Below are 24,613 nucleotides of genomic sequence, written 5' to 3'. Positions count from 1 at the left end.
GAGATCTCGCGTATCTCGGACGCCTCGGCTGCAGGCATCCGAGGGACGCGAGATCTCCGAGCCTGGCGACCCGCCGCGGGGTGAGGGAGTGGATGCCGTCACGCCGGGGTGACGGCATCCACCTCAGTGCCCGGCCTGCAGCCGCAGGCCGGCGAGCAGCAGATCGAGGCCGCCGACGAACTGGTCGCGGTCGTCGTGGCCGTCGAACTCGTCGATGATGTGGTGGATGTAGGGGAACCGGGTCCGGTCGAGCGCCCGCCACTGCGCGGTGGCACCGGCCATGTAGTGCTCCTTGCTCAGCTCGCCCGAGACGACGGCCTGGGGCGGCTCCTGCCCCATGTCGGCGGCCGTGCCGATGACGTAGCCGACCACGGCGGACGTCGCGTGGAACGACTGCCGGGGCGTCAGATCGAGACGCATCACCTGTTCGCCGATCCGCTCGTACAGTTGCAGCGAGTGGGTCTGGATCGCGGTGTCGCGCAGCACGTAGGCGCCGAGCCACGGGCGGTCGACGATCGCGTCGAACATCGCGACCGCGATCGTGCGCAGGTCGTCGATCGGGTCGCCGCCGCCGACGTCGGCGGTGGCCTCGAGCACCCCGCCGAGTACCGAGTCCGCGGCGAGGTCGAGAAGCTCGTCGCGGCCCGACACGTACCAGTACACGCTCGCGACGCCGCCGCCGAGGCGTGCGGCCAGCGCGCGGATCGTGAGGCCCTGCGCGCCGGACTCGTCGAGGATCTCCACCGCCCCGGCCAGCACGGACTCGAGGGAGTGCGAGGCGCGGGTGCGCGTGCGCGGGCCTCGGGGCGGCTGCGCGGGCGCTTCACCTGGCGGCGGGGCTGTGGCCATGGCTCCATCCCACCACAGGACGCACCGCCGGCAGGGGAGGCGCTTGCGTGTTATCGAACATTGTTCTATTCTATCGAACGGTGTTCGAACAACGAACACTGTTCGATTCGCTGCTCGATCCGAGGAGTCGCCATGAGCACCGCACCCACCACCTCCACCTCCCGCACCTACACGTCCATGAAGGCCGCGTGGATCCCCCTTGCCGCGCTCTGCCTCGCCTTCTTCGTCGAGATGGTCGACAACACGCTGCTCTCGATCGCGCTGCCGACGATCGGCCGCGAGCTCGGCGGCGACACCACGTCGCTGCAGTGGATCACCGGCGCCTACTCGCTCACCTTCGGCGGCCTGCTGCTGACCGCCGGCTCGATCGCCGACCGCTTCGGGCGCCGCCGCGTGCTGCAGATCGGCCTCGCGCTGTTCGGGCTCGTCAGCCTCGCCGTGCTGCTCGTGAACTCGACCGGCGAGCTCATCGCGCTGCGCGCCGCGCTCGGGATCGCCGCCGCCGCGATGGCGCCCATCACGAACTCCCTGGTGTTCCGCCTGTTCGACGACGAGAAGCTGCGCATGCGTGCGATCACGCTCATGATGGTCGTCGGCATGTCGGGCTTCGTCCTCGGCCCGCTCCTCGGCGGCACGATGCTCGCTCACCTGCCGTGGCAGTGGCTGCTGCTGGTGAACGCCCCGATCGCCCTCATCGCCGCCCTCGGCGTCCACTTCGGTGTGCCTGCCGACACCGCTGACGGCCTCACGAAGGACCGCCTCGACCTGCCCGGCTCCGCCCTCAGCATCCTCACCATCGGCCTCGCCTGCTATGCGCTCACGAGCGGCATCGAGAACGGGTGGATGTCGCCGATCACGCTCGCCGTCGCGCTCGGGGCCGCGGCATCCCTCGTCCTCTTCATCATCCGCGAACGGCGCGCCGCGTCGCCGATGCTCGACCTGAAGCTGTTCCGCTTGGGTACCGTGCGCGGGGCCTCGATCGCGCAGATCGGCACCTCGGTCGCGATGGCGGGCGTGATGTTCGCGCTGATCCTGCACTTCCAGTACGCGTGGGGCTGGTCGCCGCTGCAGGCAGGGCTGGCGAACCTGCCGATCATCGTCACCATGATCGGTGCGACCCCGATCACCGAATGGCTCGTGCGGCGCTTCGGTCACCGCATCGCGTGCCTCGTCGGCGCGGTGCTGCTTGCTGCCGGTCTCGGCCTCATGGCGTGGGGCGTCGAGCAGACCTACGTCGCGATCGCGATCGCGATGGTCGTGATGACGATCGGCCTGCGCACCGTCATGACGATCTGCGCCGTCGCGCTCGTGGGAGCCATGCCCGACAACCGCACCTCGATGGGCGCGGCCATGAACGACACCGCGCAAGAGGTCGGCACCAGCATCGGCACTGCGGTGGTCGGCACGCTCATCGCCGTGCTCGTCACGACGGTGCTGCCCGATGGAGCGTGGAGCCCCGAGCTGACGGCATCCTTCTTCCACGGCGAGCAGCTCGTGTTCATCGTGCTGGCCGTCGCCGTCGGGCTGATCTCGGGCATCGGCGCACTCACGCTGACCAATGCGCGCACTGTCGATGAGCACCCGATGCCGGCGGCCGAGGCCGACGAGGCGCTGGCATCGGTGAAGAGCTAGCGCTCGAGCGGGAAGGCTCGGCGCGCTTGTGGCGTTGCCTGTTCGCATGCGCTCGATCGTGTACTCCCACACCGGCACCTCGTCCGTTCTCGAACTCGCGGAGCGTGAGCCCGCGGCCCCCGGCCCGGGGGAGGTGCGCGTGAAGGTCGCCGTGTCGGGCGTGAACCCGACGGACTGGAAGGCCCGCGCGGGCAATGCGTCCCCGCTGGCGTTCGAAGAGGCTGTTCCCAACCAGGACGGAGCCGGCGTCATCGACGCCGTGGGTGACGGCGTGACGCGGCTCGCGGTCGGCGATCGCGTGTGGCTGTACCTCTCGGCAGCCCAGCGCCCCACCGGCACGGCGCAGGAGTACACGGTCGTCCGTGCCGAGCGGGCGGTGAGGCTGCCGGACGCAGTCGGCTTCGATGTGGCAGCGAGCCTGGGCGTGCCCGCGATGACGGCGCACCGCGCTCTCACCGTGCACGAGTTCGGGCCGGCGAGACTGTCGCCGGGATCGCTCGAAGGACGAATCGTGCTGGTGGCCGGAGGAGCGGGAGCCGTCGGGCATGCCGCCATCCAGCTCGCGGTCTGGGCCGGAGCGACCGTGATCGCCACGATCTCGAGCGACGGGAAGGCCGCGCTCGCGAAGGCAGCCGGCGCGCACCACGTCGTGAACTACCGGCAGGACGACGCCGCCGCGCAGATCTCGACCCTCGCGCCCGAGGGAGTCGACCACATCGTCGAGGTGTCGCTGACGCAGAACGTCGACCTCGACGGGCAGGTGATCGCGAACCACGGCTCGATCGCGTACTACGCCGACAACGGCGGCGACCAGGCGACCCTCCCGGTGCGGCCCACGTTCGCCAAGAACGTCCGCCTGCAGGGCCTGCTGCTGTACACGGTCGGTGACTCGGCGTTGACCGCCGCCGCCGAAGACATCTCCGCCGCATTGCGCGACGGTGCGCTTCCGGTCGGAGAGGCGGCCGGACTGCCGCTGACCTGGTACCCGCTGGAAGAGACCGCCGCCGCCCACGATGCCGTCGAGCGGGGCGCCGTCGGCAAGGTGCTCATCGACGTCACCGGCGACAATCACTGACGGCGGGTTGCCAGTGGGCTAGCCGGACTTGCGCCGGCGCGAGATCACGATCGCCACGACGATCAGCACGACGCCGGCGATGAGCACGATCGGCCCGATCGTGGCCCACAGCGGCGATCCGCTCATCGCCGACCCGCCCAGCACGTTCAGCCCCTGCAGGGTCCACACCGCGCCGACCAGCGCCAACAGCACGCCCAGCGCGAGCCACGGCCACATTCGCTTCATGGCGCGAACATACTCCCGGAGAGGGGATGCCGTCACGCCTCCGTTCCGGTGGCCGGGTCCGGCTCGCCGGTGACCTGGCGGGCGGTGTCGGCCGGTGCGCGCTGGGCACGGCTCAGCAGGACGAACGGCACGGCGACGGCCGAGATCACGCCGCTCCAGATGAGCGACGTGCCGTATCCGCCGACATCCGCGGCGCGTCCGAGCGCCGGCTGGAAGACCACACCGCCGGCGGAGCCCATCAGCGAGTCGAACGACAGCACGGTCGCACGCTGCTTCGACGGGATCATGTCGTTGAGGTAGGCGCGGTGCACCGGGTCGTCGAGCGCCGACGCGATGCCCCACAGCGCCACCAGCACGACGGCGAACCAGAAGTTCTGCACGAACCCGAGCCCGATGAGCACGAGCGCGCTCGCCACGGTGGCGAGCAGGATCACCGATGTGCGCCGCCGGACCAGCGCGCGCACCCGGGGCGCGAGTGCGCCGCCGACGATGGCAGCGCCCGAGAGCAGGGCGGCGGCGAGCCCGGCGATCGAGTAGGCCTCCTCGTCGCCCCACAGCTCCAGCAGGTACGGCTGCAGCGCGTAGAAGACGTAGATGCCGACGCCCGCGGTGAAGGGGCTCGTCAGCATGAGCCAGCGCACCGGCGGGTCGCCGAGGCCGTACCGGACGGAGTTGCGCAGGACGGTGCGGGTGGCTCGGAGCGGGCGCTCGCTGCGGTCGGGCTGGAAGCCCAGGTCGTGCATCAGCAGGGCGGCGACCACCAGCATCAGCACGAGGATGCCACCCCGGATCAGGAACGGCACGCCGAGGTTGGTCGCCTGCGCGACGATCCCGCCGAGCACCGAGCCCGAGAGCATCGCGATGCCGCCGACGATCTGCGCCCGGCCGAACACCGTCTCCAGGCTCCCCTCGTATCCGGTCGCCTTCAGGGCGTCGACGAGCCACGCGTCCACTGCGCCTGAGAAGAACGTGAACCCCAGCCCGAGCAGCACCGAGACCACCGCCCACGCCCAGAACGGGGAGTGCCAGACCCACAGCATCCAATACAGGATCGTCGTCGTCGCGAGCGTGACAGTGCCCAGGAGGTACGACGCGCGCCGCCCGACGGTGTCGGCGACCACTCCCGTCGGGATCTCGAAGATCAGCATGCCGGCGGTGAAGAACGCGTTCGCCGAGAACGCCTCGAAGTTCGTCAGGCCTGCGTCGAGCAGGAACAGCGTGTTGATGCCCCAGATGAACGACGCCGCGACCGTGTTGCCGAGCATCAGCGTGTAGTACGTGCCTTGCACGCGGCGCGGCGTCGGCAGCGAGCGCACGGCGTTGCTCCTCGACATGGCGGCACCGCCTCTTCCCGGGGGACGTCGACGACACCGCGACAGTAGTCCCGTGCGCCGCCGGCGTCTACGGGGTCGGCGGCGGCGCGGGCTGCAACGGGGAAGTGGATGCCGTCACGCGGTGCGTGTGCCGGCCAGAGTGCCCGATGCCAGCACGTGTCCGTTCGCAGAGTGCAGCAGGCTCTCGATGCCGGCGAGATCTGTGTCGGCGAGGCGGGTGTCGAGCGCGTAGAGGTGGAACCGGTAGTGATGTGGGCCGTGGCCGGGCAGCGGCCGCGGCCCGCGGTAACCACCCGGCTTGTCGCCGCGCACCGAGACGAAGCGGACGCCCGCTGTCTGTGAGGTGAGCGCGCCTTCCGCGATGCCGTCGCCGCTCGCAGCCAGGGTGGCGACGGTGTGCAGGCGAGGGGTCGTTCCGGGGCTGTCGAGGTCTTCGAACACGAGCAGCAGCTCGACGGTGCCTGCGGGCAGCGCGCGCCACGTGAGCGCGGGGGAGACGTTCGCGCCGATGAGCCAGCCGCAGTGCGCGGCGGGGATCACGCCGCCGTCGTCGAAGCTCGGCGAAGCGAGGTGGAGGCGGGTGTCGGTGGCGAGCTCGGGCGCGAGCGACAGGCTCGCCGACTCGTCGGAGCGGCGGTTGCGGAATGCCCGGCCGAGCGGGGTGAGCAGGACTTCGATGGGGTGCATGACGGGCTTTCAGGAGTCGGCGAGGCGGAGCAGCAGGGGAGCGACGCGGGCGACGTCGGCGCGCTCGGCGGGCGTGAGCTCGGCGAGCCGGCTGTTGAGCCAGTCGCGCCGGTGCCGCCGCGACGACGTCACTGCCACCCGGCCGGCGTCGGTGAGCGCGAACAGCATCTTGCGGCGGTCGTCGGTGGCGCGGGTCTTCGTCACGTAGGCGAGCCCCTCCAGACGCCGCACCGTCTGGCTCATCGAGCCGAGCGTGACCTTCGCCTCATCGGCGAGCTCGGTCAGGCTCAGGCGATCGCGCTTGTCGAGCACGAGCAGCACCAGCAGGGCGGCATCCGGAACCTCCCCTTCGATCCGCTCGGACCGGAACCGGCTGTAGAGCCGTGTGACTGCGCGACGAAGCTCGTCACCGACCTCTTCGACGCTCTGCGACATGCCCGCCTCCTGAATGCTTAGTACACCTTAGCAGTTAGTGAGTAGTACTAAGCATTTGGGATGCCGCCACCGCCCGCTGTCTGATCGGTGCGGGCAGGTGCGAAGCGGGCAGTCCACGGCGGATCACCCGACGGGCAGCCACTCCTCGATGGACGCGACGACCTCGGGATCGGTGGGCAGCACCTTCGGCGCGAACCTCTTGACCTCGCCGCTGGGGCTGATCACGAACTTCTCGAAGTTCCAGGTGATGCGCCCGGTCTTGCCGTGGACGTCGGCGTTGCCGGTCAGCTCCTTGTAGAGCGGGTGGGCGTGCCGTCCGTTGACGCGCACCTTCTCGGACATGGGGAAGGTCACCCCCCACGTCGTCGAGCAGTACTCGGCCACGGCCTCCTCTGTCGACAGCTCCTGCAGGAACTGGTTGCTGGGGAACCCGATCACCGTGAACCCGCGGTCGCCGTATGCGCGCTGGAGCTGCTCGAGCTGCTCGTACTGCGGGGCGAGTCCGCATCGCGACGCGACATTCACCACGAGGGTGACCCGCCCGTCGGCGAGGCCGCCGAACGTCGTCTCCTCTCCGCGGATGGTGGTGACGGGGATGTCCTGAAGGGCCATGCTCACTCCTTGGGTGGGGGATCAGCTTCTGGGGGATCAGCGGTGTGCGGCGAGTGCGGCCGCGGTGTCGTAGTCGGTGATGCGGTCGCGCAGGGCGTGCAACGAGCCCACGAGCGTGACAGCGTCGTCGCGGTCCAGAGCGAGAGCCTCGACGATGCACTGCCCGACCGGTGCGAGCTCCGACCTGATCTGCAGGCTGCGCTCTGTGGGTGTGACGCGCACAGCTCGACGGTCTGCCTGCGATGGTGCGCGTTGCACGAGCCCGGCCGCTTCCATTCGGTTGAGCAGTCCCGAGATGCTGCTCGAGTCCAGCTGCAGCGCCGTCGCGAGATCTCCTGGCGACGCGTCGCCGTGCTCCCACAGCACCGCCAGCACGAGCGCCTGCTGAAAGGTGAGGCCCCACGGCGCGAGCAGGTCGCGGTACAGCTGCAGCGTCGCCTGCATCGACGTGTACAGCGCGAAGCAGACGGATGCCTCCAGGTCGGCCTCGGGCATCGCGGTCGCGTTCATGCGGATGATTCTTGTACACAAGTAACTTGGATACAAGGTACTTGGTGGTGCGGCGAGAACCAGGCGATCCGGCAGACGCTGCACACAGCGGCAGCGTCTGCCTCGGCCCACGCCTTCGGGTCTATCGGGTGGCAGCCCCTGATCCGTGAGAAGTGGATGCCGCCACCGGCGCCTTCTTCGCGGGCGCAGGCAGTGCGAAGCACACGCCGACGGCGACGACGGTGAACCCGACCGCCCACCAGAATGCGACGTCGAACCCGGTGGCCAGGTCGGCGATGCTGGTGGCCCCGCTCGTCGTCGCCTCGAGGATCACGGCGAGGATGGCAGTGCCGAACGCGCCGCCGATCTGCTGCGCGAGTCGCGTGATGATGCTCGCGTGCGGCACCTGGTCGCGCTCGAGGCCGACGAACCCCACCGACATGACCGGGATCATCACCGCGCCCATGCCGAATCCGCGCACGAGCAGCGTGACGATGAGCCAGAGCTCGTTCGTCGTGGCATCCGACAGCGCGAACGGGACGGTCGCGAGACCCATGACGATGAACCCGGCGATCGCGACGGTGCGCGCGCCGAGCGAGTCGGTGAGGCGTCCGGCGAGCGTGCGGCTGAGTAGCGCGCCGACCCCCTGGGGGATGAGCAGCAGCGCGGCGGTGAGCACGTCGGTGCCGCGGACGATCTGGAAGTAGAGCGGCAGCAGCAGCATCGACCCGTAGAGCGAGGCTCCCGAGAGGAAGAGGACCGCGGAGGATGCCGCCACCGGGCGCCGGCGCAGCAGTCCGACGTCGATCAGGGCCTTGGCCGGGCGACGCACCTGCGTGAAGACGAAGGCGGTCATCAGCACGAGTCCGGCGGCCACCGGCATCCACACATCCGCGCGGGCGAAGCCGCCGTCCTGGCTGACGTTCGAGAGTCCGTAGAGGATGCCGACGAGCGCGGGGGAGACGAGCACCAGGCCGACCCAGTCGAGCACCGGGCGGCCGAGGGGCGGATCGGCGGGAAGGAAGCGCCACGCGAGGGCGAGGCCGATGAGGCAGAGGGGGACGTTGATCCAGAAGATCCAGTGCCAGTCGAGCCAGTTGAGGATGAGCCCGCCGAGCACCGGGCCGATGATGGGACCGAGGGCCGCGGGCAGGCTCACCATGGCCATGAGGCGACCGAGGCTCGCGCCGGCGGGTACCTGCTGGATGGCGAGCGTCGCCATGAGCGGCATCATGAGCCCGCCGCCGAAGCCTTGCACGACGCGGAACGCGATGAGGCTCGGGGCGTCCCACGCGAGGCTGCAGGCGACCGAGGCGACCAGGAAGATCGTCAGCGCGATCATCCAGAGCCGCTTGCCGCCGAGCCGTGCCTGCGCCCACCCGACGATCGGGATGGCGACGCCGAGTGCGAGCAGATAGGCCGTCGTCACCCACTGGATCGTGCTGACGGGAACGTTGAGATCGGTCGCGAGTGTGGCCAGCGCGATGCTCATGATCGTGCTGTCGAAGATGACGGCGAGGCCGCCGGCGACGAGCACGAGCGCGGAGACGACGGCGCTGCGCGGCACGGCCGGTGCAGTGGTGGTGGACATGTGCGCTCCTCAAAATAAGATACAGATGTGTATCTCCGTGGCAGAGTGTACGCCGAGCGGATAAGATACACAAATGGATCTTGAGCAGCCGGCGAAGCGACGTCGCGGACAGGAGCTCGAAGACGCGATCCTCGCCGCCGGCTGGGCGCAGCTGATCGACGGCGGGTACAACGCGTTCACGATCGACGCGGTCGCCGACAAGGCCGAGACGAGCCGCTCGGTGATCTACCGCCGGTGGCCCGACCGCGATTCACTGCTGGACGCGACACTCACGTACGGGCTGAATCGCGACCGCATCGGTCCTCCCGATACGGGGAGCCTGCGCGGAGACATGATCGAGTCGCTGCGGCACTCGAACCTGGCACGGGCGGAGCTCGCCCCGCTGATGAGCGTCTTCATGGGTGCGTACTACGCCGATTCCGGGCGCACGTTCGCCGACGTGCGGGAGCGGGCGCTCGGCGCGCGGGCGGGCGGATCCTTGGATGTGATTCTGGCGCGGGCGGTCGAGCGAGGTGAGGCGGACCCCGCGAAGCTCACGCGTCGGGTGCGGACGGTGGCCGTGGACCTGTATCGGCACGACCTGCTGATGAATGCGGCGCCGCTGTCGGACGAGGCGATCGTCGAGATCGTGGACGAGGTGTTCCTGCCCCTGGTGAAGCCGGGGGCTGAGGCCGGGCCGCACGAGACGTGAGCGGGCTATCGTGCAAGCGTGCGGTACGTGGCCTTCCTCAGGAACGTCAATCAGGGTCAGCGCGGGCATCCGTCCACGGCGATGATTCTGGATGCCTTCGCCGTGGCCGGATGCGACGGCGCTGTGACATTCCAGAGCAACGGCACTGTCGTCTTCTCGGCGGCGGAGCCCGATGCTGTCGTCGCGGACGCTGCGGCCATGCTCGACTCGCTCGGCTACCCGCGGGCCGGCTTCGCCATGGCGGCGTCCGAGATTGCGAACCTCGGACGCACGTATGCCACCGCACAGGCCGCGTCGCGGATGGAACTCACGTTGCACGGCGCCGACGTGATCGACCTCGACGATGATGCGGTGGTGCGCGCGGCGACACATCGGCGGTGCCGAGTGATCGCGTCTGGCGCGGGCTGGGTGGTGTCGCTCAACGAGAGGGAGCGAGAGAGCAACGGCACCCCCGTCGTCGAGCAGGTGACCGGCGGGCCGGCAACGTCGCGGTCGATCGGCACGGTGCTGCGGCTGCTCGACCGCCACGGCTTGTGGTGAGGGCCCGGCCCTCCCGGTTCAGCGGGCGAGCGCGGCGATCACCGTGTCGTGGACCAGTCGGGGCGCGTCCGCCGCGGCGATCTCACCGCGGTAGGCCGCCGCCGATGCGCCGTGCAGGATCGCCTGGATCACGCTGAGCTGTGTACCACCACCGCGCGCACCGCGTCGTGGACGGGAGCTTCGCCGAGTTCTGCGGTGTGCTGGACGTCCTGGTCGCGGCCATCGTCACGGTGTTCGCGCTGCAGGCTTGAGCCGCCGACACGGTGCCGCGGCAGGTCTGAGCCGTCGGCTGCGTCGTTGCGCATGTAAGTTCTGAGCGACGAGATGAAGGGGTGATTCATGGCATCGGTCGCCGAGCTCTTGAGTGCCAATCTGCACCAGGTCTTCAACAACCGCGACGCTGAGGCGCGCCGCGCCGCGCCGCCATCGACCGCGTGTACACAGAAGACGTCACGTTCACAGATCCGGAAGGCGCCAGCGTGGGTCGCGCCGCACTCGGGTCCAAGGCGGCAGCGTTGCTGGAACGGGCGCCCGCCGACTTCGAGTTCGTCGAGGACAGCATCCTGTACACGGGGGACGACAGCGGTGCTCTCGCCTGGGCCTTCGGCCCCGCCGGCGCGCCGGTCGTGCGCGGCATCGACATCATCGCGGTCCGTGAAGGACGGATCTCCTCGGTGCGGACCCTGGTTGTCCCGGTGTCCGCGAACTGATCTGCCTGCCCTCAGCGACGCCGCTGTCGTGCCGCTGCCGCGATTCGGCATGCGCATGGGCCGCCGGGCAGAGCGGTCTGGGCTCCGGCTCGTGCGGTCCCGGCGCACTTCCGGCGCAGCGGCTGCTGCCGGCGACGTTCCGGTATGCGGTGACGTTCCGATTCTGAGGCGTTCCGGCCGCCGACCTCGACGAAGCGGCGTCGGCGAGCGGAGTGCGTGCACATACCGGCTCTCCCAGCCGGCGATCGCGGACTCGCGACGGGCGGTGGAGATCGACCTGGCGCGCGCGGCGCTGCGGGCTCAGGGCTCGCAGGTCCGCTCCAGAGGGTCAGCCGGTTTCTGCCCCGGCAGCCACGTCCCGGACGGCTTGAGCGATCACGTCGGGGATCTCGGGCTCCATGAAGTGGGGCGCATCCACCCACCGGAGCTCGCCCGGTGAGAAGCGATCGACGAAGGCCTGTTGTGCTTCGGTGAAATGCGGACTGTAGTCAGGGGATTTCGGGTTCCACCCGCCACGCGGGCCTTGCGCGGCAGCGAGATAGATCATCGGGATCGCGGGCTCGTGACCGATGTACTGCTGCAGTCCGTCGATGAGTGCGTACTCGTTGATCCGCTCCAACGTGCAGCACATGTCGTCGTCCTGGAAGTGCTGGAAAGTCTTGTCGGCCGGCAAGTACGCGTCCAGGGCGAGTTCGTCGGGGAAGAACGCATCGAGGAAGACGACTCCGCTCACCTGGTCGGGGTGGTGATTCAGAAAGCTGTACGCGAGCAGGCCTCCGAAGGACGCCGCCATCAGGATGTACGGTGGCTCGACCCCGCCATTGGCGAGCACGCCCTCCATGTCGTGGAGCATGTCATCCGGGGTCTGCGCCGCATCCACGGTCTCGCTGCTGCCGACGTTGCGGCGGTCGTAGAGGCACACGCGGTGGTCGTCGGCGAGCAGCGTCTGGATTGCTTCGGCGCCCTCGTGGGGCACGTGCGTCCTTTTGTCGGTCCAGCCGTGGACGTACACGACGGTGGGACTCCCGCTCCCTTTGCAGTCGAGGTAGAGACCGTGGCCATCCACGTCGATCAGGCGAGAGTCGTGGGGCGTCCCCGAGGGACTCGGAAGCGCGTCCGACACCGGCTGATTCGGACCTGTGCAGCCGGACAGGAGGAGGACTCCCACGAAGAGTGCTGCAAGCAGCGATCGCCGATGAAGCGCGAGGCTCATGCGCGAACAATAGACCTCCGCTTGCCTCGCGACCAGAGGCGTCCGCGTCCGGGCTGCGCACCATCAGTTCGACTGCGCGCCCGACGAGAACACGGCACCCGCGAACGCGACCTGGCGTTGCCACTGGGCGGAGCCGCCGCCCTCGTGGCCGTTGAACGGGTAGACCTCGATCTCGCTCGGGCCGGCGTACGCGTTGAACGCGGCGAAGACCGTCGAGGGCGGGCAGACGGCGTCGTGCAGCGCCACCGAGAACAGGGCGGGGCTGGTCGCCCGAGCGGCGAAGCTGACCCCGTCCATGTACGAAAGCGTGCGGAAGGCCGCATCCTCGCTACCGCGGTGCACACGCAGCCACCGCACGACCTCGTCGTACGGGTCCGCATCGGCCAAGCCGACGGCGCGCTCGAAGTGGCAGAGGAACGGCACATCGGGCATGCACAGCGCGACACCGGGATGCAGTCCTGCGGCCGCGAGCGCGATCCCGCCACCTTGACTGCCACCGGTCACCGCAACGCGGGCGGGGTCGACCGCGGGATGGCCGACCAGCGTGTCGACCGCACGCACAGCGTCGGCGAACACGCGTCGGTAGTAGTACGTCTCGGGTTGCAGGATTCCGCGCGTCATGTATCCGGGAACGGCCGGGCCCGCACCGTGGGGGTCGGCCGTTCCCGGACCCGAGTCCTGCCGGGAGCCCTGGCCACGCGTGTCGACAACGAGGGTCACGTAGCCGACGCTCGGCCACGCGAGCCAGTCCTGCGGCAGACCGCGTCCGCCCCCGTATCCCTGGAACAACGCGATCCCTGGCGCCCCCTTGGCGCCGGTCGGCACGAGCAGCCACGCGGCGATCGGGTCGCCGGCATATCCGGGGAACTCGACATCGAACACGTCGATGTGGGTGAAGGGGGCCTCGACCCGCGTGAAGCGCGGTTCGCCGCCGGCCGCGCGCGTGCTCGCCAGCGTGTCCCGCCAGAAGTCGTCGAAGTCGGCGGGCTCGCTGACCGACGGGCGGTATGTCTTCAGTTCGGGCAGGGGCAGGTCGATGCGTGCCATCGTCGTCCTCGGGTAGGGGCGTGCTCGGGTCGCTCAGTGCCGCGTGATGCGGAAGACCGCCGCGTCGGGCCCGGTCGGCACGAGGATCCTGACGGTCTCGTCCTCCGCGGCAGTCACCCACGGAGCACCGATGCCGAACTCCTGGGTGATTGTGCTCCCCGCGAGCCGAAGTTCACGGCCCTCGCCGCGCGACCACACATGCAGCAGTTCGTCGCCTGACGGCAGGCGCCGGCCGAGGGTGATGACCGCGGCATCCCACTGGGGGAGACCCAGCGGCCAGAACGGCAGCGCCTCGGCCAGCTCTGAGCGCTGCGAGCGGGCGAGCGACACCGCGCGTGCCACATCGGCGAAGGCTGCGGCATCCAATCGATCCAGGAATCCGGCGAGATACAGGCGACCCGACAGGCCCGACACCAGCGTCACGGCGCGCTCGCCGTCCGACATGCCGGCGGCCGGGTACGCCCAGTTTCCGGACTGCTCTGGGAGGACGGATGCCGGCGCCGAAGCGGCGATCGCGGCGTATCGCAACGCGTCCTGCTGATCGCTCGTGGACTGGAGGTGGGTCACCGCCAGCAGGTGGTAGTCGCTGCGCATCGCACCCGACGCGCAGTTCTCCAGCAGCAGGTGCGGATGCCTCTGCTGCACCGACACCAGCCAGTCGCGCAGCGCCCGCGTATGTCCGAGCAGACCCTGCCCCGGAGCGAGCGCGCCGACGTCGGTGCCCGACCCAGGCTCGATGTTGTAGTCGAGCTTGAGGTAGCCGATGCCGTATTCGGCGACGAGACGGTCGACCACGCGATCGAGATGCGCGCGCGCGGCGGGGTGCCGCAGATCGAGGTGTTTGCGGCGCTGCTCGATGACCGGCTCGCCGTACCGCTGGAAGAACGCGTCGGCCGGCAGCGCGTCAGCGACGGCGGAGTCGAGGCCGACCGACTCGGGCTCCAGCCAGATGCCGGGGACCATGCCGGCCGAGCGGATCGCGTCGATGACGGCACCCAGGCCGCCCGTGAAGCGGTTCGGAGCATCCTGCCACTCGCCGACCCACGACCAGTAATCGGTGCGATCGGTGAACCAGCCGGCGTCGATGCAGAAGTACTCGGCGCCGGCTCGGGATGCCGCAGCGATGAGCGGCAGCAGCGCCTCGGTCGATGGCTGCCCCATGAGGGTGTTCATGTAGTCGTTGTAAACGACCGGAAGGGCGTGCTCGACGGGGCGTAGGTGCGGCGCGCGCAGGCGGCGGCGCAGCCGGGTGAGTCCGCCGAATGCACCGTCGCGGCCGTCGCCGCTCACGACCAGCGCCGCCGGCACGGTCTCGGCGCTCGTTCCGGGTGCAAGGCGCACCTCGGCCTGGTGTTCGCGTTCGGTCGGCCCGCCAGCGCTGACGACCACACCGCCGTCGCCGCGCGAGAGCGACCACTGCCAACCCGCCGAGCTCTCGATCTGCCAGGCGAGGGCGGTTCCGTCGGCGGCGACGAGCAGCGCGGTGGGCATGCCGCTGCCCGTCGACCATCCTCCGGAGCTGCTCTGTCCGTATCCGGTGCGGTCGGGCTGAGCGACGGCAGCGAAACCGAGCTCGGGAAGAAGCTCCGCTACGGACTGCTCCACCCAGCGCCCTTCGCCGAGCCACTCGCCGCGTCCCGACACCAGCGTGAGTGCTGCCGGATCCGCGCTGGTGCGCACCGACAGCGTCGGGAGCGCGAACAGCACGATCTCGCGGTCCCCGGTGTTGATGGCGCGGTGCGAGAGTCGGATGCCGTCGTCCACGACCTCGAGCACGGTCTCGATCCGCAGCCCGGTGTCAGGGTCGAGCTGGGCGACGACCGCACCGGATCCGGTGTCGTCGACGGCGACCTCGACGACACGCAGGCGGGTGCCGATCGTCGACCCGACGTAGCCGAGCGTCATCCGATCGTGACGCTCGCGGGAGGTGAAGACCTCGACCAGGGGATGCCGCAGCACCGCGCTCGGCTGCCCATCGATCGAGATCGCGGTCAGCGCCGCCGGGGCATCCTCGCCGGTCGACACGGTTACCCGCACGGCATCGCGGGTGAGATCGAGCGGTGTGGTCGCGGTGGTGGCGGCGGTCACGCGTGGACTCCTTCGGTAGCAGGTTCCCAGCCCGGCAGCCCCGTGTCGGCCAGGACGACCGCGGACCCGCTGTGGAGCGAGAGGTTGCCGGCGATCCCGACAGCGACGGCCTTCACGCCGTCGTGCAGGTCGGCGCGGCGGTGCAACGGGTCTGCGGGGGCGGTGCGGGCCAGCAGATCTTCGAGCATGCGACGGTCTCCGCCGCCGTGGTCGCCGTCGCCGTCGACGATCGGGATCTCGCGCGCACCCTGCCAATGCTGCTGAACGACCAGGCGCTCACCCTCGGTGCGCACGTCCGAGCCGCTGAGAACGTCGCTGTAGCTCGGATCGACGACCGCCGGGCCCGACACCTCGGCGCGTTCGACGACCGTCAGCTCGGCGCGACCGCGCGTCCCGTTCACCGAGACCGAGTACCCCTCCCACGGTGAGTGGGCGTTCAGCGAGTAGGTCAGGGTCGCACCGCGAGAGAAATCGACGATGACAGCGATGTTGTCTTCGATCGTCATGTCGGCGGAGAACACGTCGAGGTCGCGGACGTAGCCGTCATGGTTCTCGTGACGCAGGTACAGCTCTTCCAGCCCGGACACCGTCCGCATGTCAAGGACGAACGGATCGCTGCTCGGTGCCCCCACGCTTCCGCGTGCGGGGCGCTCGCCGACGCCGCGGTTCGCGGCGTTGTCGGCGCCGTAGAACCGAAGCCCCCCGCTGGCGTAGACACGGCTGGGGCTGTCGCCCAGCCACCAGTTCACCAGATCGAAGTGATGCGAGGACTTGTGCACGAGCAGCCCCCCGGAGTTCTGCTTGAGTCGATGCCAGCGGCGGAAGTAGTCCGCGCCGTGCACGGTGTCGAGCACCCACTCGAAGTGGACAGAGGTGACCTCGCCGATCTCTCCCGACTGGATGAGCTCCTTGAGCGCGCTGTTGCGCGGGGAGTACCGGTAGTTGAAGGTCGCGGTGACCGAACCTCCGGTCTCGGTGGCGGCACGGGAGATCGTGCGGGCACCGTCGATGTCGGTCGTCAGGGGCTTCTCGACGATCACATCGGCGCCGGCGTGGAGCGCGCGCACGACGAACTCGGCGTGGGTGGCGTCGGGGGTGGTGACGATCACACGATCGATCTGCTGCGCGGCGATCACGGTCTCGAGCTCATGGGGCGCGAACGCCACTACCTCCCCCGCCCCGAGTGTTGCCGCGAGCGCGCAGAAGTGCACCGCGCGGCCCGGGTTGATGTCGCCGATCGCGAGCAGCTCGGCATCCGCGCGGTGCGGACCGAGCAGCCCCCGGATGTAGGTTTCGCTGCGCGCGCCGGCGCCGAGGACGGCATAGCGAAGCGGTCTGGTCACAGCATCCATGGATGACGGTCTTTCGCTGGAACGGTCAGAGGGATCGGGGGAGCGCGGGACTCGCACGCTGGATCCCGGATACCGTGGCGCCCTCGCCTGCGGTGGAGGCGCGCACGACGAGTTCGGGAGGCACGATCTGCTGACGAGTGTCGAAGGTGCGCCCGCGCTCGCCGATCTCGTGGAGCAGGAGGTCGAAGGCGGTCTCGCCGATGGCCTCGCCCGAGGTGCTGATGGTCGACAGCGGAATGGCCGAGACGGCTGCGAGGTCGTCGCCGTCGAAGCCGATCACTGCGATGTCGCGGGGCACGTCGATGCCGTACTCGGTGAGCCCGCGCACGACACCGAGACCGACCAGGTCGTTGACTGCGAAGACGGCGTCGGGGCGCTGGTCGCCCCGCGTCGCGATCTCGATGCCGGCGGCGTAGCCCGCGTTCATCGTCCGGTCGTCGGCGCGCACCACCGTGAGTGTGGCATCGGCGACCTCGCTGACGGCGCGGCTGGCGCCGTCGAAGCGTTCGCTGACCTGCTTGAGACCGAAGGGGCCGCCGACGAATGCGATCCGGCGTCGCCCGATCGCGAGCAGGTGCTGCGCGGCGAGGTATCCGCCGTCGGCATCGCCGGCCGACACCGACGCCTGGCCCGAGTTGGTGGAGCGGCGACCGGTGATGACGCTGGGCGTACCCCGCTGGAGCATGGCCGCGAGTTGCGGCTCGATCTCGTCGAGCGTGGCGATGATGATGCCCGACACCCGCTTGCGTTCGAACAATGCCAGGTACTCGAGCTGGCGTGCCGTCGACCCCGCGGAGTTGCCGATGATCACCGTGCGGCCGGTCTCGATGGCGCGCCGCTCGATCGCATCAGCGATCACACCCGAGAACGGGTTCGTGAACTCGAGGGCGACGTAGCCGATCGTGCTCGTGTCGCCCGAGCTGATCTTGCGCGCCGCGTCGCTGGGAACGAAGCCGAGCTCGTCGATGGCGCGCGCAATGCGGTCCCGAGCTCCCGGTGACAGGATCTCGGGGCGGTTCAGGTAGTTCGACACCGTCGACCGCGACACACCCGCCGCCGCGGCGACATCGGTGATCGCAACCCGCTTCATGGCGCTCCTCCGTGAAGTCATTCGATGAATAGAACCTAGAGCACGAGGTCCTGGCTCGGAAGCCTAGTTGGAGTGATTCATTTTTGACAATCCGCGCAGAAGTAAGCGAGAAAACGATTCCGCGGTTCGCTTGTTGAATCGGTCCAATTCCTGTACGGTCGACAGCGCCTCGGCACCACGAGGCGTCACTGCCACTCGAACCCAGCGCGGTCGGCGCAGATGCCGCCGCACATTACAAAGGAGTAAGTCCATGAATCGTCTTCTGCGACGCTCAGCCCGGGTGGGAGCCTTCGCCTCCCTCGCCGCCGCAGCGGTCGTGCTCAGCGCGTGCAGCGCACCCGCGGACAGCACCTCGTCCGAGTCTGACGAGATCGTCCTCACGGTCGGCGGCATGCCCGCCGCGACCGACGAGGCGGGGCTCAAGGTCTTCAACGACAAGGTCGCCGACTTCGAAGAGGCCAACCCCGGCATCACGATCGAGGGCAGCGAGACCACCTACGACCCGACGACGTTCGCTGCGCAGCTCGCCGGCGGCACCCTCCCCGTGGTGATGGGCGTTCCTGTCACCGAGATACAGTCGCTCATCAACCGCGAGCAGATCAAAGACATCTCGGAGTACTACGCGTCCGACGAGGTGCTCCAGTCGCTCAACCCCTCGGTCACCGCCAACGTGCAGAACCCGGACGGCGACTATTACGGCATCCCGATCTCGTCGTTCACTCTGGCGGTCCTCGTCAACCGCGCCGTCTTCGAGCAGGCCGGGCTCGACCCCGACACCACCCTCGAGTCGTGGGATGACGTCGCCGAGGCTGCTGCGACGATCACCGAGAAGACGGATGCCGCGGGCCTGGCCCAGCTGTCGACCAGCAACCAGGGCGGCTGGGTGCTCACGGCGATGAGCGCGGCATTCGGCGGACTCATCCAAGAGACCGACGATGGCGTCACCACGTCGACCATCGACAACGACGGCACCACGGCGGCTCTCGAATTCCTGTCGGATCTGCGCTGGAACGATGACGCGCTGGGCGCGAACTTCCTGCTCGACTTCGATGCGGCCGGCCAGGCGTTCGCGTCGGGTCAGTACGGAATGCTCGTCGGCGCGTCGGAGTGGTACAACCCGATCGTCCGCAACTTCGGCATGGCGCCCGAGGAGTACGGCATGTTCCCGCTCCCGCAGACCTCCGACGGGCTCGGCTCGCTGGGCGGCGGCTCGGTCGCGATCGTGCGTGCCGACGCGACCGACGCCGAGACCGACGCCGCCGTCAAGTGGACCAACTTCTTCTACCTGAACCGCTTCACCGATCTCGACTTCGCCGCCACCGAGGCGGCGGCGACGGCCGAAGCCGGCGGCGCCGTGCCTCGCGTCGGTCTGCCCCTGGTCGCACCCGAGACCTACGCGGCGTACCTCGACGCGATCTCGGACAGCATCAACGTGCCGCTGGAGAACCTCGCGACGTACTACTCGGCGGCCGAGGCGCCCGACTTCGCCGTGGTCACCGAGCCGCCGGTCGAAGCCCAGCAGGTGTACGGACTGCTCGACACAGTGATCCAGGCGGTGCTCACCGACCAGAACGCCGACATCGACGCGCTGCTGAAGACCGCGCAGTCACAGGCCGAGAAGATCGTCGCGGACGCGCAGGCCGACTGACAACCACCGCGGGGGCGACGGCGCGACCGTCGCCCCCGCATCCCTCAAGGAGCAACGATGACGTCTGTCACCTCGCCGCCGGTGGTCCCCCCAGTGTCGGCAATGGAGGAGATCGTGGAACCGCCTCGAAAGAGGCGCCGCGTCCGGCTCTTCGGATCGAGTCTCACCGGGCTCCTGATCGCCGTTCCCGCGATCGCGCTGTTCGCGATCTTCTCGTGGTGGCCGATCCTGCGGGGGCTCGTCATCTCATTCCAGAAGACGAACCTGATCGAGACCTCGTGGGTGGGGATCGAGAACTTCCAGCGAGTGCTCGCAGATCCGCTGCTGGGCACGGCACTCGCCAACACGGCGCTCTACGCCGTGCTGGCGCTGCTGATCGGATTCCCGGTCCCGATCTTCTTCGCCGTCGTCCTGGCGGAGATGCGCCGTTCTCGGCAGATCTCAAGCGTTCTCGTGTTCCTGCCGACGGTGATCCCGCCGGTGGTCTCGATCCTGCTGTGGAAGGTCTTCTTCGATCCGAGCGAACGCGGACTCTTCAACACCGTCCTCGGGGTGTTCGGCATCGATCCGCTGCCGTGGCTCCAGTCGCCGTCGACGGCGATGCTGTCGATCGTCCTCGTCGCCACGTGGGGTGCCTTCGGATCCACCGCGATCATCTACCTCGCGACCCTGCTGTCGATCGACACGCAGCTCTACGAGGCGGCCGAGATCGACGGGGCCGGCATCTTCCGCCGCATCTGGCACATCACCCTGCCGCAGATGCGGGGCACGATCCTGCTGCTCCTGCTGCTCCAGCTCATCGGCACCTTCCAGGTGTTCACCGAGCCGTTCCTTCTCACCGGCGGCGGACCGAACAACAGCACAGTCACCCTGCTGATGCTGATCTACCGATACGCGTTCATCTACGGCAACTTCGGCGAGGCCGCGGCCCTCAGCCTCATGCTCGCCGTCGGCCTCAGCATCTTCGCCGCGGTGTACCTGTGGCTCTCGCGGAAATGGAGCAAGCGATGACCCTCACCGGATCGACCCGCACCCTGGACGCCGGCGCGCCCCGCCCCGCGCGGCGTCGCGCCGCGCGCTCTCTGGAACGCTCGAACGTCTCGGACGCCGATCTGTCTCGCGCCGGAACCCGCATCGGATTCCGCCTGCTGATCGGCGTGGCGATCGCGTTCCTCGTCGTCATCTCGGCGGGACCGCTGCTGTGGCTGGCGAAGTCAGCGGTGTCGACGACCCAAGACATCCTGGCGACGCCCTTCGCGCTGTGGCCCTCGGGCATCCAGTGGCACAACCTCGCCGACGCGTGGAATCAGATCCAGATCGGGCGGTTCACGGTCAACTCGATCATCCTGACGACGGGCGAAGTCGTGGTGGCCGTGTTCGCCGCCGTGACCATCGGCTATGTGCTCGCCGTCCTGCGCCCGAAGTACGGTCCCGTGCTCAACGCCGCGATCATGGCCACGCTGTTCATCCCGGGCGTCATCTCGCTCATCCCGCTCTACCTGACGGTGATCGACCTCGGCCTGCTCGACTCCTTCTGGGCAGTCTGGCTGCCGAACGGTGTCAGCGCTTTCAACGTGCTCATCATGAAGCAGTACTTCGAGTCCATCCCGCGCGAGCTCTTCGAAGCGGCGCGGGTGGACGGCGCCGGCCCGATCCGCATCCTGTGGTCGATCGTGCTCCCGATGGCCCGCCCCATCATCGGGGTGGTCGCACTGCTGGCCTTCGTCGCCTCGTGGAAGGACTATCTCTGGCCGCTGCTCGCCCTGCCGACACCCTCGAAGCAGCCGCTCTCGGTCGGTCTCAGCACGGTCGCACCGCAGGCCGACCTCGCCGTCCTCATGGCCGGCATGTTCATCGCGGTCATCATCCCGATCACCGTCTTCATCACGTTCCAGAAGCAGTTCCTGAAGGGCGCCGGCTCGGCCGGTGCCATCAAAGGCTGACCGACAGCCGTCAGATCAAGGGAGATCAGCATGATTCCTACGCGCCTTCGCCGCGTCGGTGCCGTATCCGTGGTCACGATCGCACTCCTCGCGGGGACACTTCTCGCGATGCCCGCGAGTGCGACCGAACCACTCACGATCGAGGGAGAGCACCCGACCTCGTCCAACTTCACGCCGGGTGCGACGGCACAGACCGGTGCCAGCGGCGGGAAGTCGCTGCAGCTGTACTCCGCGACCGCGGCGCCGGCCGGCGGCTACGTCGCGTCGTACGAGATCACCGTCGCCGAGGCATCCCTCTACCGGCTGGACGCCACGACGATCCCGGTGGGCGTCGCATGGGCGTCGCCCTACCGGTTCCGCGTCAACGGCGGTGCCTGGCACGACACGACGGGGGCACGCCAGCTCGCCGTCGTCACCTCCGAGCTGCGCCAGTACGAGCTGGGCACGATCACCCTCTCGCCAGGATCCAATACCGTCGAGTTCCAGGTCACCGAGCGGCGCACCTCACCGAACACCAACTACGCGATGTTCCTCGACGCGTTCACCCTCACGCCGGTCGCCGTAGAACTGGACTCGGTGGTCGCGCCCGACCGATTCGGCGTGTTCGAAGCCGGCGAGACCGTGGTCGTCGAGGCGGGGCTGAACGCGGCGGCACCCGCGGCCGTTCCGGTGGAGTGGACCGCGACCGACTACGACGGAGCGACCGTCGCGAGCGGAGTCGCCGAGGTGGCCGCCGGGTCCAAGACCGCGGACATCGAGCTGGGCGCGCAGCTGGCGACCGGCGCGTACCGCATCGAGGCGCGCATCGAGGGCGGAGCGGATGCCGTCACCGGTGCCTTCGCCGTACTCCCGGATGCGGCATCCCGCGCGGATGTCGAAGACAGCCCTTTCGCCGTCGACGTGTACGGCTCGAAGCTCATCGCACCCGAGGACGCCGAGGCGTTCGCGCACGTGCTGCAGCTGACCGGCGTCGACTGGATCCGGGACCGGCAGCGGTGGAACGACGTCATCAACCCCGCTCCGGGGACCGTCGACTTCTCGAACGAGCAGCAGCCCCTCGCGTGGCTCAAAGCTGCCGACGCCGCCGGGTTGAAGACGCTGTCGTCATTCCACGACGGGCCGTCGTGGACGCGCACAGGCACGCGCGAGCTGCCTCAGGACCTGCGCGACATGTATGCGTTCGCGCTCGCCGCGGGCAAGAACTACGACGGGCTCGTCGATGCGTGGGAGCTCTGGAACGAGCAGAACCGCAAGTTCACGCTCGAGTCCGAAGGCGCGGACCGCTACGCCTCGGTGATGAAGGCGGCTGCGCTGGGCCTCCTCGACTCGGGCACCGACGCGCAGCTCGTCAGCGGCGGCCTGGCCGGTGCCGACCCGCACTACGCGCAGTGGCAGTTCCGCAACGGCATCCTCGACTACCTCGACGCCTACGCGTACCACACGCACACGACGGTCAACTCGTCGGCGGCGCTCAACGAGCACCCGGACTTCCGCAGCCAGATCGAGGCGGCGTCGCCCTTCGGCGGCGACGCGAAGGGACGCTGGGTCACCGAAGCGGGAATCGCGCTGAACACGGCGGACGCGAATCAGCTGCCGACCCAGACGCAAGAGAAGCTGCAGGCGCGGTACATCGTGACATCGGCCGTCGAGTCGCTGGCCGGCGGCAGCACCAAGCAGTTCTTCTTCATCGCCGCCCCCTACCGCGAGGGCGTGTCGTACTGGAGCATGTACCGCAGCCCTGACGAGCCGATGGCGGCACTGGCTGCCCAGTCCGTGATGACCGACGAACTCGGCGCGGGCGACTATGCCGGCAGGGTGACCGGACTTCCTGAGGGCGTCGCCGCTCACGTGTTCGACACGGGCGCCGAGCCGACGGCCGTGCTGTGGGCGGCCACCCCGACCACGGTTTCGGTTCCGGTCAAGGGCAACAAGGCTGCCGTGACGGATCTCATGGGACGAGCGGTGGATGCCTCGGTCAAGGGCAGCGTCGTCACCCTCACCGTCGGCCCTGATCCGATCTACATCGCGGCGCCGAAGGGCTTCCGCAACGTCGAGCAGGTCGCGGTGCCGGCGCCGAGCGCCGACCAGGTGACGGCCGACGACTTCTCAACGGCCGAGCGGGTCGTCGTTCAGCAGGTCTTCGACGCCGACACATCGAAGAACGCACAGCTCTATGGCTACGGGCTGTCGACCACGGCGCCGACGGCGCTCACCGCCGAGGTGTACAACTTCAACGACCACGAGGTCACCGCCACGGTCTCGGCCACGGTGGACGGTGGCTGGGTCGTCGACGGCGGCGGCCAGAGCGTGACGGTCCCGGCCGGAGGGCGTGTGGATGTCGAGCTGACCGTCGGTGCCGGATCGGACCTTCGTCAGACCACCTCTGACCTGGTTCTGGTGGCCGACGTCGACGGCGAGTCCTCATCGCCGTCGGTCGCCGAACTGCGACCGCGATCGGCCGTGCTCAGTGCGACCCACGCGATCGCGGGCACCGACGATGTCATCCGCATGACGTACACGAACGCGACCGACGCGACGCAGCGCATCACCGGCGTCCAGTGGCAGTTCGCCGGCGAGAGCGGTTCGCGAGAGGCATCCATCGACGTCGCCCCGGGCGCCGCGGTGGCCGTCGACAGCGCTCCGGCACCGCGCGCCAAGGGTGAGACGGACTACGACGTGGCCCTCGTGGTCGACGGCGTCGGAACGGTGTCGGCGCGCGGGGTCGCGTCGCTGCTCGCGCACGACGACGTTCCGGCGGTCGACCGGCGATCGATCGTGATCGACGGCGTCCTCGACGACCTGTCCGGTGTCACCGGTGAGCACCTCGCGGCCCCCGGTGTCGATGCGAGCAGCCTCGATGCCGAGGCGTGGTTCACCTGGGACGACGACAACCTCTACCTGAGCGCCCAGGTGCGCGACGACAAGCACCTGCAGTCGTTCACGGGGAATGCGACCTGGCAGGCCGATGGGCTGCAGTTCGCCGTCGCACCGGTGTGGCCGGGCGAGACCACGCTGCGACCCGAGATCCAACCACGGATCGAATTCGGGTTCGCCCTCACGCCGGAGGGTCCCCAGCTGTACCGGTACGCCTCCGGGTCTGTGGGTGGGTTCCTCACGGATCTCGACATCGCCGCAGTCCGCGACGAGGACTCCGGCGTGACGACCTACGAGGCTGCCGTGCCGTGGCAGACGCTCGCTCCGATCGGTGTCGGACCGTCCTCGGCGGCCGCACTGTCGATCGTCGCGAACGACACTGACGGCGACGGAACCCGCGGCTGGGTGCAATGGGGCGGCGGCATCACGACGGCGAAGGACAGCGAGCTGTTCGAACCGGTGATCTTCGCCCCGGGCAACTGACCGAT

22 protein-coding genes are annotated in these 24,613 nt (G+C 69.1%); 9 read left to right on the top strand and 13 right to left on the bottom strand.

Annotation, left to right across the window (positions count from 1 at the left end; all coding sequences use genetic code 11):
• Window positions 1-123: 123 nt before the first annotated feature.
• Window positions 124-849 (bottom strand): TetR/AcrR family transcriptional regulator, encoded by a 726-nt coding sequence (locus ABEA46_RS08940; RefSeq protein ID WP_345544089.1) that lies wholly within the window; start codon window positions 847-849, stop codon window positions 124-126.
• 132 nt (window positions 850-981) lie between these two features.
• On the opposite strand from ABEA46_RS08940, the gene ABEA46_RS08935 reads away from it, so the two are divergent.
• A complete protein-coding gene (locus ABEA46_RS08935; RefSeq protein WP_345544088.1) occupies window positions 982-2,481 on the top strand; it encodes an MFS transporter in 1,500 nt (499 codons plus the stop codon).
• Between the two features lie 46 nt (window positions 2,482-2,527).
• A complete protein-coding gene (locus ABEA46_RS08930; RefSeq protein ID WP_345544087.1) occupies window positions 2,528-3,556 on the top strand; it encodes an NADPH:quinone reductase in 1,029 nt (342 codons plus the stop codon).
• 18 nt (window positions 3,557-3,574) lie between these two features.
• On the opposite strand, the gene ABEA46_RS08925 is transcribed toward ABEA46_RS08930, so the two are convergent.
• From ABEA46_RS08925 to ABEA46_RS08895, 7 genes are all read right to left on the bottom strand, one after another.
• Complete coding sequence (locus tag ABEA46_RS08925) at window positions 3,575-3,781, bottom strand: hypothetical protein (RefSeq protein ID WP_345544086.1); 207 nt, start codon at window positions 3,779-3,781, stop codon at window positions 3,575-3,577.
• 32 nt (window positions 3,782-3,813) lie between these two features.
• On the bottom strand, window positions 3,814-5,115 hold the full coding sequence (locus ABEA46_RS08920; protein ID WP_345544085.1) for an MFS transporter: 1,302 nt from the start codon (window positions 5,113-5,115) through the stop codon (window positions 3,814-3,816).
• A gap of 114 nt (window positions 5,116-5,229) precedes the next feature.
• Window positions 5,230-5,802 (bottom strand): YbhB/YbcL family Raf kinase inhibitor-like protein, encoded by a 573-nt coding sequence (locus tag ABEA46_RS08915; RefSeq protein ID WP_345544084.1) that lies wholly within the window; start codon window positions 5,800-5,802, stop codon window positions 5,230-5,232.
• 9 nt (window positions 5,803-5,811) lie between these two features.
• Window positions 5,812-6,237 (bottom strand): MarR family winged helix-turn-helix transcriptional regulator, encoded by a 426-nt coding sequence (locus ABEA46_RS08910; RefSeq protein ID WP_345544083.1) that lies wholly within the window; start codon window positions 6,235-6,237, stop codon window positions 5,812-5,814.
• Window positions 6,238-6,360: 123 nt separating this feature from the next.
• Window positions 6,361-6,849 (bottom strand): glutathione peroxidase, encoded by a 489-nt coding sequence (locus ABEA46_RS08905; protein WP_345544081.1) that lies wholly within the window; start codon window positions 6,847-6,849, stop codon window positions 6,361-6,363.
• Window positions 6,850-6,885: 36 nt separating this feature from the next.
• The gene (locus ABEA46_RS08900) at window positions 6,886-7,359 is read right to left on the bottom strand and encodes a MarR family winged helix-turn-helix transcriptional regulator (RefSeq protein ID WP_345544080.1); all 474 of its coding nucleotides are present in this window, start codon (window positions 7,357-7,359) and stop codon (window positions 6,886-6,888) included.
• Window positions 7,360-7,480: 121 nt separating this feature from the next.
• Window positions 7,481-8,929 (bottom strand): MDR family MFS transporter, encoded by a 1,449-nt coding sequence (locus tag ABEA46_RS08895; protein ID WP_345544079.1) that lies wholly within the window; start codon window positions 8,927-8,929, stop codon window positions 7,481-7,483.
• A gap of 73 nt (window positions 8,930-9,002) precedes the next feature.
• On the opposite strand from ABEA46_RS08895, the gene ABEA46_RS08890 reads away from it, so the two are divergent.
• The 3 genes from ABEA46_RS08890 to ABEA46_RS08880 all read left to right on the top strand — a co-directional run bounded on the left by ABEA46_RS08890 (window position 9,003) and on the right by ABEA46_RS08880 (window position 10,870).
• On the top strand, window positions 9,003-9,620 hold the full coding sequence (locus ABEA46_RS08890) for a TetR/AcrR family transcriptional regulator (RefSeq protein WP_345544078.1): 618 nt from the start codon (window positions 9,003-9,005) through the stop codon (window positions 9,618-9,620).
• A 27-nt stretch (window positions 9,621-9,647) separates the two neighbouring features.
• Entirely contained in the window at window positions 9,648-10,160 is a 513-nt protein-coding gene (locus tag ABEA46_RS08885) for a DUF1697 domain-containing protein (RefSeq protein WP_345544077.1), read from the top strand.
• Between the two features lie 479 nt (window positions 10,161-10,639).
• Window positions 10,640-10,870, top strand: coding sequence for a hypothetical protein (locus tag ABEA46_RS08880; RefSeq protein ID WP_345544076.1), 231 nt, complete (start codon window positions 10,640-10,642; stop codon window positions 10,868-10,870).
• Between the two features lie 328 nt (window positions 10,871-11,198).
• Here ABEA46_RS08880 and ABEA46_RS08875 read toward each other — a convergent pair whose 3' ends face one another.
• The 5 genes from ABEA46_RS08875 to ABEA46_RS08855 form a co-directional block, all read right to left on the bottom strand.
• A complete protein-coding gene (locus ABEA46_RS08875) occupies window positions 11,199-12,083 on the bottom strand; it encodes an alpha/beta fold hydrolase (RefSeq protein ID WP_345544075.1) in 885 nt (294 codons plus the stop codon).
• Between the two features lie 63 nt (window positions 12,084-12,146).
• On the bottom strand, window positions 12,147-13,130 hold the full coding sequence (locus tag ABEA46_RS08870) for an acetylxylan esterase (protein WP_345544074.1): 984 nt from the start codon (window positions 13,128-13,130) through the stop codon (window positions 12,147-12,149).
• A gap of 33 nt (window positions 13,131-13,163) precedes the next feature.
• A complete protein-coding gene (locus ABEA46_RS08865; protein WP_345544073.1) occupies window positions 13,164-15,218 on the bottom strand; it encodes a glycoside hydrolase family 36 protein in 2,055 nt (684 codons plus the stop codon).
• Window positions 15,215-16,570: a Gfo/Idh/MocA family protein gene (locus ABEA46_RS08860; protein ID WP_425563177.1), complete on the bottom strand. Its 1,356-nt coding sequence runs from the start codon at window positions 16,568-16,570 to the stop codon at window positions 15,215-15,217. Before ABEA46_RS08860 ends, ABEA46_RS08865 begins: the two co-directional genes overlap by 4 nt.
• A gap of 25 nt (window positions 16,571-16,595) precedes the next feature.
• Window positions 16,596-17,660 (bottom strand): LacI family DNA-binding transcriptional regulator, encoded by a 1,065-nt coding sequence (locus ABEA46_RS08855; protein ID WP_345544071.1) that lies wholly within the window; start codon window positions 17,658-17,660, stop codon window positions 16,596-16,598.
• A gap of 250 nt (window positions 17,661-17,910) precedes the next feature.
• On the opposite strand from ABEA46_RS08855, the gene ABEA46_RS08850 reads away from it, so the two are divergent.
• The 4 genes from ABEA46_RS08850 (at window position 17,911) to ABEA46_RS08835 (ending at window position 24,608) form a co-directional block, all read left to right on the top strand.
• Window positions 17,911-19,308, top strand: coding sequence for an extracellular solute-binding protein (locus tag ABEA46_RS08850; protein ID WP_345544069.1), 1,398 nt, complete (start codon window positions 17,911-17,913; stop codon window positions 19,306-19,308).
• 114 nt (window positions 19,309-19,422) lie between these two features.
• Window positions 19,423-20,319 (top strand): carbohydrate ABC transporter permease, encoded by an 897-nt coding sequence (locus ABEA46_RS08845; protein ID WP_345544068.1) that lies wholly within the window; start codon window positions 19,423-19,425, stop codon window positions 20,317-20,319.
• Window positions 20,316-21,251, top strand: a complete 936-nt coding sequence (locus ABEA46_RS08840) for a carbohydrate ABC transporter permease (RefSeq protein ID WP_345544067.1) — start codon at window positions 20,316-20,318, stop codon at window positions 21,249-21,251. The genes ABEA46_RS08845 and ABEA46_RS08840 overlap by 4 nt, the downstream gene beginning before the upstream one ends.
• 108 nt (window positions 21,252-21,359) lie before the next feature.
• Entirely contained in the window at window positions 21,360-24,608 is a 3,249-nt protein-coding gene (locus ABEA46_RS08835; protein ID WP_345544066.1) for a sugar-binding protein, read from the top strand.
• Window positions 24,609-24,613 lie beyond the last annotated feature (5 nt).

It is taken from the genome of Microbacterium jejuense (genome assembly GCF_039544225.1).
GTDB lineage: Bacteria > Actinomycetota > Actinomycetes > Actinomycetales > Microbacteriaceae > Microbacterium > Microbacterium jejuense.
The sequence above is the reverse complement of the archived record's forward strand: the minus strand, read 5'-3'. Positions and strand labels throughout refer to the sequence as shown.